The organism is Listeria valentina, assembly GCF_011800755.1.
GTDB lineage: Bacteria > Bacillota > Bacilli > Lactobacillales > Listeriaceae > Listeria > Listeria valentina.
Window position 1 is genome coordinate 1 of the sequence record NZ_JAATJW010000058.1, and the last position, 14,917, is coordinate 14,917.

14 protein-coding genes and 1 other annotated feature are annotated in these 14,917 nt (G+C 39.8%); of the genes, 4 read left to right on the plus strand and 10 right to left on the minus strand.

Annotated elements, in window-relative coordinates:
- Positions 1–498 precede the first annotated feature (498 nt).
- Positions 499–846 carry a DUF3899 domain-containing protein gene (locus tag HCK02_RS11090; protein WP_167630178.1) on the plus strand — a complete coding sequence of 116 codons (348 nt, stop codon included), beginning with the start codon at positions 499–501 and terminating at the stop codon, positions 844–846.
- A gap of 41 nt (positions 847–887) precedes the next feature.
- Positions 888–1,112, plus strand: a binding site (T-box leader).
- A 75-nt stretch (positions 1,113–1,187) separates the two neighbouring features.
- Positions 1,188–2,180: a tryptophan--tRNA ligase gene (gene trpS / locus HCK02_RS11095; protein WP_167630179.1), complete on the plus strand. Its 993-nt coding sequence runs from the start codon at positions 1,188–1,190 to the stop codon at positions 2,178–2,180.
- A 58-nt stretch (positions 2,181–2,238) separates the two neighbouring features.
- Here the strand turns inward: trpS and fabF are convergent, their stop codons facing one another.
- From fabF to HCK02_RS11110, 3 genes are all read right to left on the minus strand, one after another.
- Positions 2,239–3,480: a beta-ketoacyl-ACP synthase II gene (gene fabF / locus HCK02_RS11100; RefSeq protein ID WP_167630180.1), complete on the minus strand. Its 1,242-nt coding sequence runs from the start codon at positions 3,478–3,480 to the stop codon at positions 2,239–2,241.
- A gap of 229 nt (positions 3,481–3,709) precedes the next feature.
- The gene (locus tag HCK02_RS11105) at positions 3,710–4,651 is read right to left on the minus strand and encodes a beta-ketoacyl-ACP synthase III (protein ID WP_167630181.1); all 942 of its coding nucleotides are present in this window, start codon (positions 4,649–4,651) and stop codon (positions 3,710–3,712) included.
- Between the two features lie 170 nt (positions 4,652–4,821).
- Complete coding sequence (locus HCK02_RS11110) at positions 4,822–5,925, minus strand: glucosaminidase domain-containing protein (protein WP_167630182.1); 1,104 nt, start codon at positions 5,923–5,925, stop codon at positions 4,822–4,824.
- A 260-nt stretch (positions 5,926–6,185) separates the two neighbouring features.
- Between HCK02_RS11110 and HCK02_RS11115 the strand changes: the two genes are divergently transcribed.
- A complete protein-coding gene (locus HCK02_RS11115; RefSeq protein WP_167630183.1) occupies positions 6,186–6,374 on the plus strand; it encodes a YjzD family protein in 189 nt (62 codons plus the stop codon).
- 32 nt (positions 6,375–6,406) lie between these two features.
- Here HCK02_RS11115 and gpmA read toward each other — a convergent pair whose 3' ends face one another.
- The 7 genes from gpmA to hemE form a co-directional block, all read right to left on the minus strand.
- On the minus strand, positions 6,407–7,096 hold the full coding sequence (gpmA, locus tag HCK02_RS11120) for a 2,3-diphosphoglycerate-dependent phosphoglycerate mutase (protein WP_115753072.1): 690 nt from the start codon (positions 7,094–7,096) through the stop codon (positions 6,407–6,409).
- Between the two features lie 113 nt (positions 7,097–7,209).
- A complete protein-coding gene (gene clpB, locus HCK02_RS11125) occupies positions 7,210–9,807 on the minus strand; it encodes an ATP-dependent chaperone ClpB (RefSeq protein WP_167630184.1) in 2,598 nt (865 codons plus the stop codon).
- 142 nt (positions 9,808–9,949) lie between these two features.
- Positions 9,950–10,627 (minus strand): Bax inhibitor-1/YccA family protein, encoded by a 678-nt coding sequence (locus HCK02_RS11130; protein ID WP_425482889.1) that lies wholly within the window; start codon positions 10,625–10,627, stop codon positions 9,950–9,952.
- Between the two features lie 124 nt (positions 10,628–10,751).
- Positions 10,752–11,537, minus strand: coding sequence for a GNAT family N-acetyltransferase (locus tag HCK02_RS11135; protein WP_167630186.1), 786 nt, complete (start codon positions 11,535–11,537; stop codon positions 10,752–10,754).
- Positions 11,538–11,655: 118 nt separating this feature from the next.
- The gene (locus HCK02_RS11140) at positions 11,656–12,003 is read right to left on the minus strand and encodes a hypothetical protein (protein ID WP_167630187.1); all 348 of its coding nucleotides are present in this window, start codon (positions 12,001–12,003) and stop codon (positions 11,656–11,658) included.
- 145 nt (positions 12,004–12,148) lie between these two features.
- A complete protein-coding gene (gene hemH, locus HCK02_RS11145) occupies positions 12,149–13,081 on the minus strand; it encodes a ferrochelatase (RefSeq protein WP_167630188.1) in 933 nt (310 codons plus the stop codon).
- 4 nt (positions 13,082–13,085) lie between these two features.
- A complete protein-coding gene (gene hemE / locus HCK02_RS11150) occupies positions 13,086–14,141 on the minus strand; it encodes a uroporphyrinogen decarboxylase (protein WP_167630189.1) in 1,056 nt (351 codons plus the stop codon).
- A gap of 165 nt (positions 14,142–14,306) precedes the next feature.
- On the opposite strand from hemE, the gene HCK02_RS11155 reads away from it, so the two are divergent.
- Positions 14,307–14,813 carry an antibiotic biosynthesis monooxygenase family protein gene (locus HCK02_RS11155; protein WP_167630190.1) on the plus strand — a complete coding sequence of 169 codons (507 nt, stop codon included), beginning with the start codon at positions 14,307–14,309 and terminating at the stop codon, positions 14,811–14,813.
- The last annotated feature ends 104 nt before the right edge of the window (positions 14,814–14,917 follow it).

The window sequence follows — 14,917 nt, forward strand, 5'->3', positions numbered from 1 at the left end:
AATCAATTAAACAAAACAGGATGAAAGTTTCAATTTGTTAAAAAGTTATCACAATGAAAAAATTAGACAATTGAATCAATTCAAAAGAACGTTCTACGCCTAGCTTTTCGTTAATAACATTACATTGATTAAGTTTTCAGAAAATAAGGTTAGTTTAATCAAACAACTTTATTCCCTTTCCAACATTCGAATTTACAATCTCTATTTTTAGAGCAAAGTGAAAATTTGATTAACCCCAAATGAAAATAGGATTATCTTTATTTATATACTTTTTTTTACCAGTTGTCCATATAAAAATTTTACTTATTTTGTTAAAAAACAAGAAAACCATTGGTACAACACAAAGTGAGTGCTCTTATTTTTTTGAATTTTTTTCATGAATAACTTTTATTTGAACTAAATTCACTCTTTTTCTAAACTTAAAAAGACTGGGAACGATTAGTTTTTTCATCCATTTTGTGCTAAAGTTAGATCGATTCCTATTTCGAGGTGAAGAGATTGCTTAAACGAACGTTTATTTATTTACTGATTCAAGAATTAATCATTTTTGCTATTCTTTTTTTTGGTCCTGGGCTCGCCCTCATTCATTACATCAATATCTCTTTTTATGTTAGTTTGATTGCCTTTCTGATTGGTTTACTCGTTTATATTATGCGCAGTGGTTTTTTGGATCGAGTCCATTATGGCTTTCGAAAAGTAGCACGAAAAATTCGCGGTGATGAAGAAAACGAGTTTTCCGATATGATGCTTTCTGAACTCGTCGGATTGCCGTATGCAGATATGATTTTAAGTAGTATTCTTGTGTTTTTAAGCAGCATGTTATCACTCATTTTATACTACCTATAGTTTGACAGTTGCTTATTAAATTGATAGACTAATGTCATTATATCGATGCGTTAACAAGGAAGAAAAGTACATTCAGTTCTTTTTTCTAGAGAGTCTGTGGATGGTGAAAACAGATAAATCGGCTGAATCGAATGGGCTTCCTGAGGACTGACTGCGAACACAAAAAGTAGCCGTCAGCGGCATAAAGCCGTTATCTTTTTTAAGCGCTTTTTGCATTTGGCAAGAAGTAACAGGGTGGCACCGCGGAAAATAAATTCGTCCCTAGCTAGAACCAAAAATTCTAGCTAGAGGCGATTTTTTTTATTTCATGAGATGTTAGGTATCGTCAAGGAGGAAAAACAATGAAAAAAATCATCTTTTCAGGCATTCAACCAAGTGGAGACTTAACGCTTGGAAATTACATCGGCGCGTTAAAACAATTCGGGCAATTTCAAGATGAATTTGACTGTTATTACTGTATTGTTGATGAGCACGCGATTACCGTTCCACAAGATCGTTTAAAGCTGCGCAATCAAATTCGTAGCCTTGCCGCACTTTATTTGGCTGTTGGGCTAGATCCAGAGAAATCTACTTTGTTTGTTCAATCTGAAGTTCCTGCCCACGCACAAGCGGCTTGGATTTTACAATGTAACGTTTATATTGGCGAATTAGAACGGATGACACAATTCAAAGATAAATCAGCTGGAAAATCCGGGGTTAGCGCAGGGTTACTTACTTATCCCCCGCTCATGGCCGCAGATATTTTGCTTTATCAAACCAACCTTGTGCCTGTTGGAGAAGATCAAAAACAACATATCGAGCTTACACGTGACCTTGCTATTCGCTTTAACAATAAGCATAATGAGATTTTCACGGTTCCAGAAATGTATGTCCCTAAACAAGGGGCGCGGGTCATGTCGCTTCAAGAACCTACCAAAAAAATGAGTAAATCGGATGAAAACACGAAGGGCTCGATTTACTTACTCGATCCGCCAAGCACGATAACAAAAAAAATTAAAAGTGCTGTAACGGATTCGTCTGGTATTATCGCTTATGATAAAGAAAACAAACCTGGGATTTCGAACTTATTGGCTATTTATTCTGCTCTCACTGGAAAAGCGATCAAAGAGCTAGAAGCTGAGTACTCGGATAAAGGTTACGGCGACTTCAAGAGTGATTTAGCAGAAGTTGTTGTTGCTGAACTTGCGCCTATTCAGGAACGCTATGAGTATTTTCTTGGTTCCGAGGAACTGGATCGCATCTTAGACGAGGGTGCAGAGAAAGCTAGGACAAAAGCGGGCAAAACGCTACGCAAAATGGAAAATGCAATGGGACTTGGCCGTAAACGTCGCTAAAAATAAAAAAAGCCTACAAGATGCTTAGTATTAGCATCTTGTAGGCTTTTTTAAACTATCAATCTGTTACTTTTTTGAATACAAGTGTTGCGTTGTGACCACCGAAGCCGAATGAGTTCGACATTGCAATTGTCACATCTTTTTCGCGGGCTTCATTTGCTACATAATCTAGATCACATTCAGGGTCTGGATGTTTCAAATGAATCGTTGGCGGTACAATACCGTCTCGGATAGCAAGAACCGAGAAGATTGCTTCAATTCCGCCAGACGCACCTAATGTATGTCCTGTCATTGATTTTGTGGAACTGATGAGCAAATCATGCGCGTAATCTTTGAAAACTGTTTTTACCGCCGCTGTTTCATACTTGTCATTGTAACCTGTACTTGTCCCGTGTGCATTGATGTAATCAACTTCTTCTGGTGCCACATCTGCATCTTGAAGCGCCATTTCCATTGCACGGGCGGCACCTTCACCATTTGGTGCTGGCGCTGTAATATGATAAGCATCGCTCGTTGCCCCATAGCCGATAACTTCGGCATAAATTTTAGCTCCACGTGCTTTCGCATGTTCATATTCTTCAAGGATAACAATCCCCGCACCTTCACCGATAATAAATCCATCCCGGTCTTTATCGAACGGGCGGCATGCTGTTTCAGGATCTGGGTTAAGCGATAAGGCTTTGTTTGCACAGAATCCTGCAAGTGACATTTTTGTGATTGGTGCTTCAGTTCCACCACTAATCATTACATCCGCATCACCGCGTTCGATAACTTTGAATGCATCTCCAATGGAATTCGTTCCTGTCGCACAAGCCGTTACGGTTGCCGTATTGATGCCCTTTGTTCCAAAACGAATCGAAACTTGTCCAGATGCCATATCTGGAATCATCATTGGAACAAAGAATGGGCTAACGCGACGAAGGCCACGTGTGCTGTAAGTTTCATATTGATTCTCAAAGGTTTCCATGCCACCAATCCCAGAACCAATCCAAACACCGACACGTTCAGCATTTGTCTCGTCTACCGTAAAGTTTGCATCTTGAAGCGCCATCTCTGCACCTGCAATCGCATAATGCGTGAAGCGGTCCATTTTACGCGCTTCTTTTTTGTCAATATATCTTTCGACATCAAAGTCTTTTAGTTCAGCTGCGATTTTGACTGGAAAATCATCTGGGTTTAAACGAGTAAGTGGAGCCACACCGTTTACACCTTTCTTGGCATTATCCCATGCTGTTTCCGCGTCATTTCCAATTGGCGTAACAGCTCCAACTCCAGTAACAACGACTCTTCTTCTCTCCATTTTCTCATCTCCTTGTTTTTGAGCTCATGAAAAAACAACTTCTGTTAATCAGGAGTCATTTTTTAAAACGGTTGCCTCAATCATAGAAAAAAACAAAATAAAAGAACAAAATAAAATTTCAATTTCTATTGAAGCGACCATAAAGCCGCTATTATTATATCACAAAAAAAGAAAGGATGCGCCTACTTCGCCATAAATTCGTAATCAGTTTGCGCATCCATATTTTAAATTATTTGCCCCAACGAAGTACAAGCGCACCCCAAGTTAAGCCGCCACCAAAACCAACTAGTAGCAAATTATCACCATCTTTTACGCGACCTTCTTGAACAGCATCTACAAGCGCAAGTGCAATCGAAGAAGCAGATGTATTTCCATACTTTTGAACTGTCTTGATCATTTTTTCTTCTGGCAAGTCAAGCCGTTCTCGTGAAGCTTCCATGATCCGAATGTTTGCTTGATGCGGAATTAACAAGTCTAGATCTTCTTTTTGAAGCCCCGCTTTTTCAAGAACTTCAAGGGAAGCATCTCCCATTTTTCGAACGGCAAATCGGAACACTTCTCGTCCATTCATGTAAAGTTTATCATTTTCTTCTTTCAAGTTAAGATACTTGCCACCAGAACCATCTGATCCAAGCACAAAGGAGAGCAGTCCCTTGTCTTCTGAAACAGGGCCCAGTACAACAGCCCCCGCCCCGTCACCAAACAAGACAGCTGTACTTCTGTCATCCCAGTCTGTAATTTTTGAAAGCTTATCAGCCCCAACAACTACGACATGCTTATAAGCACCCGTTTGAATGAACTGCGCACCTGTTACAATTCCGTAAGTAAAACCGGAACAAGCGGCTTCAAGATCCATCGCAGCTGCGTGTCTCGCACCTAAGCGATCTTGAATGATATTCCCAACAGAAGGAAAATTAGCTTCCTGTGTAACTGTCGCAACAATAATTAAATCAATATCTTCTGGAGTTAAGCCCGCATTTTCAATTGCATTCTTAGCTGCTTCATATGCCATATCATGTGTATATTCATCATCACGCGCAATGCGTCTTTCTTCAATTCCAGTTCTTGTTTTAATCCATTCATCCGATGTATCCATCATTTTTTCTAAATCAAAGTTTGTTAAAATTCTTTCAGGTGTGTATTTCCCTACTCCTAGAATTCCTGCATTCATTACGATTCCTCCATATTTGAACGAATTTAAAAAGCTGTTTTTATGACCTGGTACTAATTTTAACAGAACGCTGTTTTTTTAGCAACCATTCTTTCTTTTAGCATCGAAAAACCCTTTAGATGCTCACTTTGGATAAAAGTGTAACTCTAAAGGGTTAAGCTAAATAAGGGTTATTTCGTTTTATTTGGATTGTTATCTGAGAATCCTGGTGCCTTTGACCAACCAATGACTTGACCATCTTTATCTTTGAAGCGATACCAGTATTCGTTTTTCACATCAGCTCTGCGATCAATCTCTAACTTTTGACCTTTATATGACTTCATTTCGCCAACCACACGTTTTTGATCTTCTACTGGATAGCGATAAATTTTTTGATCGGAATCAATGATATATTTCTTCAATTCGAAATTAGTTTCATTTTTAGCTGTGTAGAAAACATCCATCGCGGTTTCTTCTAGCCAACCGATTCGCTTATCTTGTTCGTCGTAAATTTCAAACCAGTGACTGCCATTTTGCATTTCTGCTTTTTTACCTACGCGCAGTTGTTTTCCTTTTAAAGATGCTGCAGAAGCTGTTTTTTCAGCGTCTTTCATCCCGCTCGGCAAGTTCCAAACCGCATAATCTTTCGGCTCTTCGATTGTGCCATACGCGAGCATGCTTTCTTCTTTTTTCATGTGATCATAAATATCGTCATAGGCAGTTAATCCAAACATTTCAACAGTTTGTATCAAAACTTCGGCATAATTTGGATCTGTTGCGTAACCAGCTTCTTCAATCGCTAGTGCCGCTTTTTTATAATCTGTTTCTCCTAGAACTGCTTGATATAAAGACGGATTGCCGCTTGTTCCATTTACAAATAGTAGCGTGTGATCTTCAAGAGAGGCCTCTCGGTCTGGGTAAGCCCGAAATGCCGCGTCAATTTGTTTTACTTCGTCACCGCTATATTCTTTAGTTGACATTGTGACTGAAGATCCATTATAAGAACCTTTGATGCCAAATAGGTTGTTCGCCTCAGTCGACAAACCGCTGTTTCCCCAATTTGATTCAACAATTGCTTGGGCAAGCGAAACACTGCTTAATACTTGATATTTCTTTTGTAATTCCTGCGCTTTTGGCGCGATATCTTGAATAAATTGTTTTTGATTTAAAGTCATTTTCTGCAGAGATGCTTGAACGGCCATTTCATCCGTTGCCTCCGCTTGTGTTGCTGCAAGTGGTGCGCTTATTCCTGCTGCTGTAATAAAAGCCGCAAGCGCTAATTTCCATTTTTTCATTCTACTTCGAGCACATCCTGTTCTTCGAGTGTTTATTTTCTTTATTATTGACTAACAAGTCTTGTTACATTGTACCAAACCATTGTGTTAGTTTAGTGTGTTTCTAGTGACAGTTTGATGTCAAAACAAATACAAAAAAAGGTAAATAGCTTGTTTCTTCTTAGCCTCCAAGGATATTACCAACTATCTCACAAGTTGTCAAGCTCCCTTGCTTTGTGCTAGAATGAAACTGTTGAATGATGTGAAATGAGGTGTTTCGAATGCGCTATATCGTTACAGTTGTTTGGGTCTTTTTCCTATCAATGATGGCTGAATTCGTTCTTTCATCAATGCTTTCTGTACCGTTTAGTTTAACAACTGGCTTAATTTTAACAGTTGGAATTTCTGTGTTCGTTTTGATTATTCCTGCCCTCATGCCTAAGGACAGTGAAATTTACGACATCAAATAAAAAAAGCACTCCGCAAAAACGGAGCGCTTTTTTTATTTGTCCAGATAATATTTATTCGTTGGTTTTAAATCTTCATCTAATTCATAAACAAGTGGAACACCTGTTGGGATTTCAAGTTCCATGATAGCATCATCACTGATACCTTCTAAGAACTTCACGAGTGCTCGCAAACTATTTCCATGCGCTGCAATGATAACACGCTTGCCTGACTTAATTTCTGGTGCAATCGTATCCATCCAATAAGGAATCACCCGTTCAAGCGTAACCTTTAGATTTTCACCTGAAGGAATTGCATGTGTATCTAGCAACTGATAACGACGATCGTTTTTAGCTTGGCGTTCGTCATTTTCATCTAGTAATGGAGGAAGCGTATCATAGCTCCGGCGCCAAAGTTGCACTTGATCGGCACCATATTTCTCTGCCGTTTCTTTTTTATTCAAGCCTTGTAGCGCACCATAATGCCGTTCATTAAGCCGCCAAGACTTATGTACAGGCACCCAGAGTTGGCCTGATTCTTCAAGCGCATAATCCAGTGTTTTAATAGCACGCGTCAAAACGGAAGTGAAAGCAACGTCAAATTCAAGCCCAGCTTCTTTAATGCGTTTTCCCGCAGTTTTAGCTTCTTCTACACCTTGTTCCGACAAATCAACATCGTGCCAGCCGGTGAACAAGTTCAGTTTATTCCATTCACTTTGTCCGTGGCGAATTAAAACCAGTTTCATTTTTCCTCATCCTTTCGAACTTAACCTTTTCTTCCTTAAAATTCCCTTGTTTCCAAATTTCAAACATGCAAAGAGCCCCTTGCAAGAAGCAAGAGACCCTGCTTTCACTTCATTTATTTCGTATTAAAGGTAAACGTGCCATTTTCGAGACCAATTTCAACGGACGAATGAGGCATAACTTCGCCTGAAACAATCGCACGCGCAAGTGGTGTCTCAACGTGGCGAACCAAGTAGCGTTTCAAAGGACGTGCCCCGTAAACCGGATCATAGGCTTCCTCCGCAATAAAGCTCTTCGCTTCATCAGAAATCGCAATGTGAATTTCTTGTGCCTCAAGTCGTTCTTGAAGCTCATCCACAAGTTTTTCGACGATGCCCTTAATGTTTTCAAGTGTGAGCGGCTTGAATAAGATGATATCGTCTACCCGATTCAAAAATTCTGGCTTAAAGGAAGCTTGAAGTGTCGCCAAGACATCTTGTTCAAGTTCATCCGATATTTCGCCATTTTCAGCTCGTTCAAGGAGCATTGTCGAACCGATGTTACTTGTCATGATGATGACGGTATTCTTAAAGTCGACCATTCGACCTTGTGAATCTGTAATGCGACCGTCATCCAAGACTTGTAAAAGAATGTTAAACACATCTGGATGGGCTTTTTCAATTTCATCGAGCAAAATGATGGAATACGGATTGCGGCGCACTGCTTCGGTTAGCTGACCACCTTCTTCATAGCCAACATAGCCAGGAGGTGCCCCGACAAGCCGGGAAACTGAATGTTTTTCCATGTATTCGGACATATCAATTCGAATCATATGATCTTCTGAATCGAACATATTATAGGCAAGTGCTTTGGCTAGCTCCGTTTTCCCAACTCCAGTTGGTCCAAGGAAAATAAAGGAACCGATTGGGCGTTTTGGATCTTTGATTCCTGCACGTGCCCGAAGCACCGCATCACTTACAAGATCCACTGCTTGATCTTGGCCAATGACTTTTTCATGGAGAGCATCACTTAACTTGAGTAGTTTTTCGCGTTCACCTTCCACTAATTTCGTAACGGGAATTCCGGTCCAGCGTCCGATAATTTCGGCGATTTCATTTTCTGTCACTGCTTCTTGCAACAACCGATCTTCATTTTGTGTTTTTTCACGGTTTTGTTTTTCAAGTTCAGCGAGTTCTTTTTCTGCTGCAGGAATCTTGCCATGTCGCAGTTCTGCTGCACGTGTTAAATCATAGTTATTTTCGGCTTCTTCTAGCTCATGGCGCATGGCATCGATTCGTTCACGTACTTCACGAATTTTGCCGATTTCGCCTTTTTCGCTTTCCCACTTCGATTTCATTTTATTGGCTTCTTCTTTGTAGTCAGCTAGTTCGCGTTGTAGCATTTCAAGTCGGCGTTCACTCGCCGAATCTTTTTCTTCTTTTAGTGCCGCTTCTTCGATTTCAAGCTGCATCACTTTACGAGTTACTTCATCTAGTTCGCTTGGCATGGAGTCGATTTCAACACGAATCGTTGCACAGGCTTCATCGATCAAGTCAATTGCTTTATCCGGTAAAAAGCGATCGGTAATGTAGCGATTGGAAAGTGTTGCTGCCGCCACAAGTGCATTATCATGAATATTAACACCGTGGTGAATTTCAAAACGCTCTTTTAGGCCACGTAAAATCGAGACGGTATCTTCTACGGTTGGTTCTGGAACTAGCACTTTTTGGAAGCGACGTTCTAAGGCTGCATCTTTTTCAATATACTGGCGGTACTCATCAAGTGTTGTCGCGCCAATACAGTGAAGCTCACCGCGAGCAAGCATTGGTTTCAACATATTGCCAGCATCCATAGCGCCCTCGGTTTTACCAGCACCAACGATGGTATGGATCTCATCAATGAAGAGGAGAATTTGACCATCTGATTCTTTTACTTCTTGTAAGACTGCTTTTAAGCGTTCTTCAAATTCACCGCGATATTTCGCTCCTGCAATTAGCGATCCTAGGTCAAGCGAGATAATCGTCTTATCTTTTAAACCTTCTGGAACGTCTTTACGCACAATTCGTTGAGCAAGACCTTCTACGATAGCGGTTTTCCCAACGCCTGGTTCTCCGATTAATACTGGATTGTTTTTCGTTTTACGTGATAAAATCCGGATCACATTCCGAATTTCAGCGTCACGTCCAATGACTGGATCGAGCTTGCCGCTTCGTACTTCAGCAACAAGATCACGGCCATATTTAGATAGTGCTTCATAATTTTCTTCTGCATTCTGGCTAGTCACTCTTTTTCCTCCTCTGATCATTTGAACAGCATCCAAAATGGTTTTCTTTGTCTTACCTTGTGACTCGATTTCCTTTGTTATCGGGTTTTCTTTTTGTTCCATGATTGCAAGAAGCAAATGCTCTGTGGATATAAATTCATCTTGCAATTCTTTTTCTTCTGTTTCAGCACGGACAATCAACTGGTATAATTCGTTGCTCATTGACTCACCGTATTTAACACTTGCCCCCATTACCGCAGGGATTTTATCTAGTTCGATATCTACGACTTGTTTTAATTTTTCAATATCGACTTCTGCCACTTCATAAACTCGCTCGGCAAAGTCGCTTTCTTGTAATAGGATTTTAAAAACATGTGAAACATCAATCGCTTGATGTTCTCTTTCTACAGCAAGTTTTTGCGCTTCTGCAATGGTCTCTTGTACTTGCTGGGTAAATTTTTGCATTTCCATTTTTTGGCCTCCTTTGGAAAGAAATAAGTTTGACCTTATTTGACCTTTAAAACAATTATAAAAGATTTTATCCACTTTGTCTAATAGTATACCCGCTTATTTGTAAAAAAATCACTAGAGGAAAAACCCCTAGTGATCCTACTTAATCGCGTGAACCTGCGAAAAGTTGAAGCAGATATAAAAACAGATTAAGGAAATCAAGATACAAACTTAACGACAGCATAGGTACATCATCAAGCGTCACATCTCGTTTCATAATTTGGTTAAAATCAAACAGAATATACACAGAAAAAAGTAAGGTTCCAAATCCTGCAATGATTGTCGTCATGCCACCTATTGGAACAAATAAACCAAATAAGGAAAAAAGCACTAAAATGATCAGCGCGGCAAATAAAGCTGAACTAAGAAATTGCAAATCTTTTTTCATTTTTGCCCCAACAAACCCTAAAACGGTGAAAGTCACGGAAGCTGTTACAAAGGCCATCAAAACGGCCGCTCCAGCTCCAGCAGTGAAAAAATAAGTGAGTGTTGGACCAGTCATGAGCCCCGTAACGAAAGCAAAGCCCAGTAAGAGTGGAAAACCCCATGTCCGGTTAGCTGTTTTGCTCCGACGCACCACAACGGCTGCTATAAGGAAAACAAATTCTAAGATAACAAGTGGAATAAACCAACTTGGATCGAGTGAGTTACCTACTGCTGCTCCTATCGTTGCCACTAACAGCGAGATGACAAACCAGTTTAACACTTTTTGCATAATCACCTGTTTGGATGCGGTTCTACTTGCTTCAACTTGATGTGCTTTTACATCATTCATTTTCATCTCTCCTGTTCATTGTTTCTTCTTTTAGTATAGCAAATTTTAGTTGAATTTCTATACAACTGCAGTCCAGTTTTATGAAAAATAGCCTCTTCCATTGAAAAGGCTACGTCTTTTGTTTCTTGCTTTAACGATATAAGGTATAATCGCCAACGTCCGTAAATCCAATTTTGCGGTACATTTTCCCAGCTACTGGGTTATCGTAAAACAGACATGGTGTTTTCCCTTCTGCTAGCAAATCACAACAAAGTCGTTTCATGATCGTGCTGGCAAATCCTTGTCCACGATATTCCGCAAGTGTCGCTACTCCAACGATCATTGCCGAAAAGGAATTTTCAGCAGTGGACTCTGCAACAGACACTATCTTGCCGTCTTGTTCAATGTAATAAATTCGTTTTGAGCCTTGTTCAAGTTGCTCCGCGATTAATTCTTCATTTTCATTTCGCTCGCCGAATTCCTTGATTTGTTTTCTCAGTTTGATGATTTCACCGACTTCTTCCTTTACAGCTGAGCGGATAATGACTTCTCCATTCGCATCCATCATACTTGCATTCTCACATTTGCAGAAGTGCGATTTGTGACTCTTTTCACTTAGCTCTGGAATAAGTTTTTCAAGCGGCTCCGTTGCTCGCGGCATACCACTTATCATTGTATTTTCATGTGCTTGAATAATTTCTGCAAATCCTGCTGCGTCAAAATCATCTGTCTTCGAGTAAGGTAGAAAATTCCGTTCAAATCGAAGTAGGCAAGCTCGAAGTTCTCCTTCCGCGTCGTAATCCCCCCAGATGTCAATAAACTCGTGATCATAACCAAAATTTTCGATATCCCCAAGAATAAAAATATTCAATAGAGCTTCCGGTTTAAGTAATGCTTTCAGTTTTTGGTCATCTGACGCCGTCAGCTTTTTAATCAAGTACTTCACTCCCAATCCAAAATAACTAGCCTCAAAATTGGTTCTATTTTAGTTGAAATTACTTGATTAGTCAACAAAAAAAAACGGACGCGAAATGTTTCGTTTCACGCCCGTTCTTCTATTCCCATTTATAATGAATTTCGCCAATTTTAAGAAGTAAACTGAGGGCATTGAATTTTTCATTGCCGATATGCAGTTTTTCTTCATCTTGATAATTAATCGGAGCTTGCATAATTTCTTCACGTGACTTTTTGAAGTAATCTTGTTCCAGATTTAACTTCTCAGTTGCTTGCTCTATGTAGCGCACAGCTTTCTTCTCATTTTTTATTTTTCCAGCCAACATTGCTGCAAATGTATTTTGAGAGATTCCCGTTGCTTTCGCAAAACTTCTTTTCGTATATCCATTTATCGACATGTAAATTGTCATATTTTCCATTATTTGTTTGAGTTCATTCAGCGTTTCCATTTGTATATCCTCCTCGCTGATTTATTGTACTCACTTATTATGCCCGACAAAAATGAGAATCTGATTAAAGTAGTATAGTATTCTACTAAAAAATAAGAAATCGTTTTCATATCATTTCATTAAAAAAGAGCCATTTGGCTCTTTTTTAATGATTTTCGTGATAAGCATCTAAAACAACAGATTTCAATACGTTCAAAAATTCTGGATCCGCATTTGGCATTTTTGGTCGATGATAGCTTGCTCCCACTTCCTCTGTCACTACTTTGCATTCATAGTCATTATCGTAAAGAACTTCTAAATGCTCCGCGACAAAACCAACTGGCGTATAGATAAAATGTTTATAGTGATGTTTTTCATAAAGATCGCGAGTTAAATCTTGAACATCTGGACCAAGCCACGGTTCCCCTGTTTTTCCTTCGCTTTGCCACCCAAGCGCGTAATGTGGCACTTTTACTTCATTAAAAATCAATTCGGCTGTTTCTTTCAATTGGTTGGGATACGGATCGCCAAATTGTTTGATTTTCTCAGGAAGACTGTGCGCCGATACAACAAGGACAGTTTCGTTCAGCTCGTTTTCTGGAATTTCATTTGCTGTTTCATTAATTCGGTCCGCCCACATTTTGATAAATAGTGGATTTTTATACCAGTCATTGATGGAAGTGATTTTAGGACCACCGATTGCTTCGCTTTCTTCTTGCGCTCGCTTGTTATAAGAAGCAACACTAAAGCTTGAGTAATGCGGGGCAAGAACGATCGATATGGCTTCTTCAATTCCGTCTTGATACATTTCCTTGACCGCGTCTTCAATGAACGGCTCGATGTGTTTTAGACCTATGTAAGCTTTAAATTCTACATCGTTTTGAGCTTCATTTAATACGCGTTCGAGTCCATAAGCTTGTTCTTCTGTAATTTTTGCAAGCGGCGAAAGGCCACCAATCGCATGGTAACGGCTACGTAAGTCTGCTATCATTTCTTCGGTTGGTTTCTTACCGTGCCTGATGTCGGTATAATAACGTTCAATGTCTTCATCTTTATATGGCGTTCCGTATGCCATAACAAGTAATCCTACTGTTTTCATTGTCTTAATCTCCTTCTTTTAATAATTTTTCACTGTTTTCATGAACAAAGTCAGTTAATTGCTTTAACATTTCTGGTTTTACTTCTGGGAAAACGCCATGACCGAGGTTAAAAATAAAGCCTGGATGCTTACTTCCTTCTTTTAAAATGGTTTGTGCTTTTTCAAGACACTTTTCGGGAGCAAGAAGCAAACTCGGATCCAGATTGCCTTGTAAGGCTTTCACTGGAAGGAAAGTTCTGGCTTGACCAATTTGGATGCGCCAGTCGATTCCAACAACGTCCACTTTTAAGTCAGCAAATTCTTCTAGCAAGTGACTTGATGCGACTGCTTGCATGACGATGGGCACTTCTGGATGGCTCACTTTGATGCTATTGATGATTTTTCGCATGATTGGCTTGATGTATTCGGCATAGTCTTCTTTGCTTAATGCGCCTACCCATGAATCGAATAATTGGACGGCGCTAGCGCCTGCCTCAATTTGCGCATTCAGATAGTCAGCCGTCATTTTGCCAAGTTTTTCCATTAAGAGATACCAAGTGGCTGGGTCCCGGTACATCATTGCTTTTGTTTTATAGTAGTTTTTTGAGGGACCGCCTTCTAGCATGTAACTCGCAAGGGTAAATGGAGCTCCAGCAAAGCCGATCAGGGGAACGGTGAGCTGTTCTTCGGTGAGAAGTTTGATGGTATCCAGAATATAAGGAACGTCTTGTTTTGGACGAAGTTCTGAGAGGTTTTCAACGTCTGCAATGGTTTTGATTGGATTTTGAATGACTGGGCCAATATTGCTTTTAATTTCAACCTCAACGCCAAGTCCAACAAGCGGCGTCATAATATCTTTGTATAAAATTGCGGCGTCTACACCATAGTTTTCCACGGGCAAACGTGTCACATAAGCACATAGTTCAGGATTATGCGTAATCTCAAAAAGCGAATATTTTTCTTTCAGTTTGCGGTATTCGGGCTGAGATCGCCCTGCCTGGCGCATATACCAAACGGGAATTCGCGAAACTGGCTCACTTCTTGCGGCTTTTAAAAATAAGTCGTTCGTTATTTTACTCATCAGGCGCCTCTCCTTCTTGAATGCTAATTTTTTCACACTCTTAAGGATACTAAAAATGTCTTTTAAAACCAAACAGAATGCTTCCTATTACGTTTAAAAGTTGGTATTATTGGGAAAATGAGGGGCTGTAAAGGTTAATAATTTCACAGAAAGCAGGTCAAAATCATGGAATATATTTACATTACTTCTGGAACGGAACATTATTTACGTCAAATCTTAGCGGAACATCCTGGCGAAGGCATCATGCTTTTACAAAATTATGAGCATTCGATTTTACTTCATGAAACGTCTGGAGCGAGTGTCTTTAAAGAAGAAAATACATATCGTAAGTTGCAATCTTCTGGCAAGATGAAAGGATATGGCTTTGTCACACTTGAATATGTGATGATGCAGCGCGACGAAGAGATTCCAATTTTCTTGCAAAACTACGAACAAATGGTGCGTTCACTTCATGAAACACCTGGTTTACAGTGTGTTCAGCTCGGACAATCGCTTACGCAAAACAAATTCTTAGTTCTAGCTTTCTGGGATTCAGAAATGTATTACCAAACTTTTAAAGCTACTCCTTATCACGCACGGATTGTTGCGATGATGGAAAAGAATAATACGCAAATTGGCTTTTCACATATTGATACGTATCATTTTCCTGAGTTCGATCATGATGCGAAATAGAGAAAAGGAGAGGCGCTTGGCGCCTCTCCTCAGACTGTAGACAAAGTAGTGAAAAACTTTGTTTACAGTCTTTTTTTAGATATACTTGTGATAGAACATACATA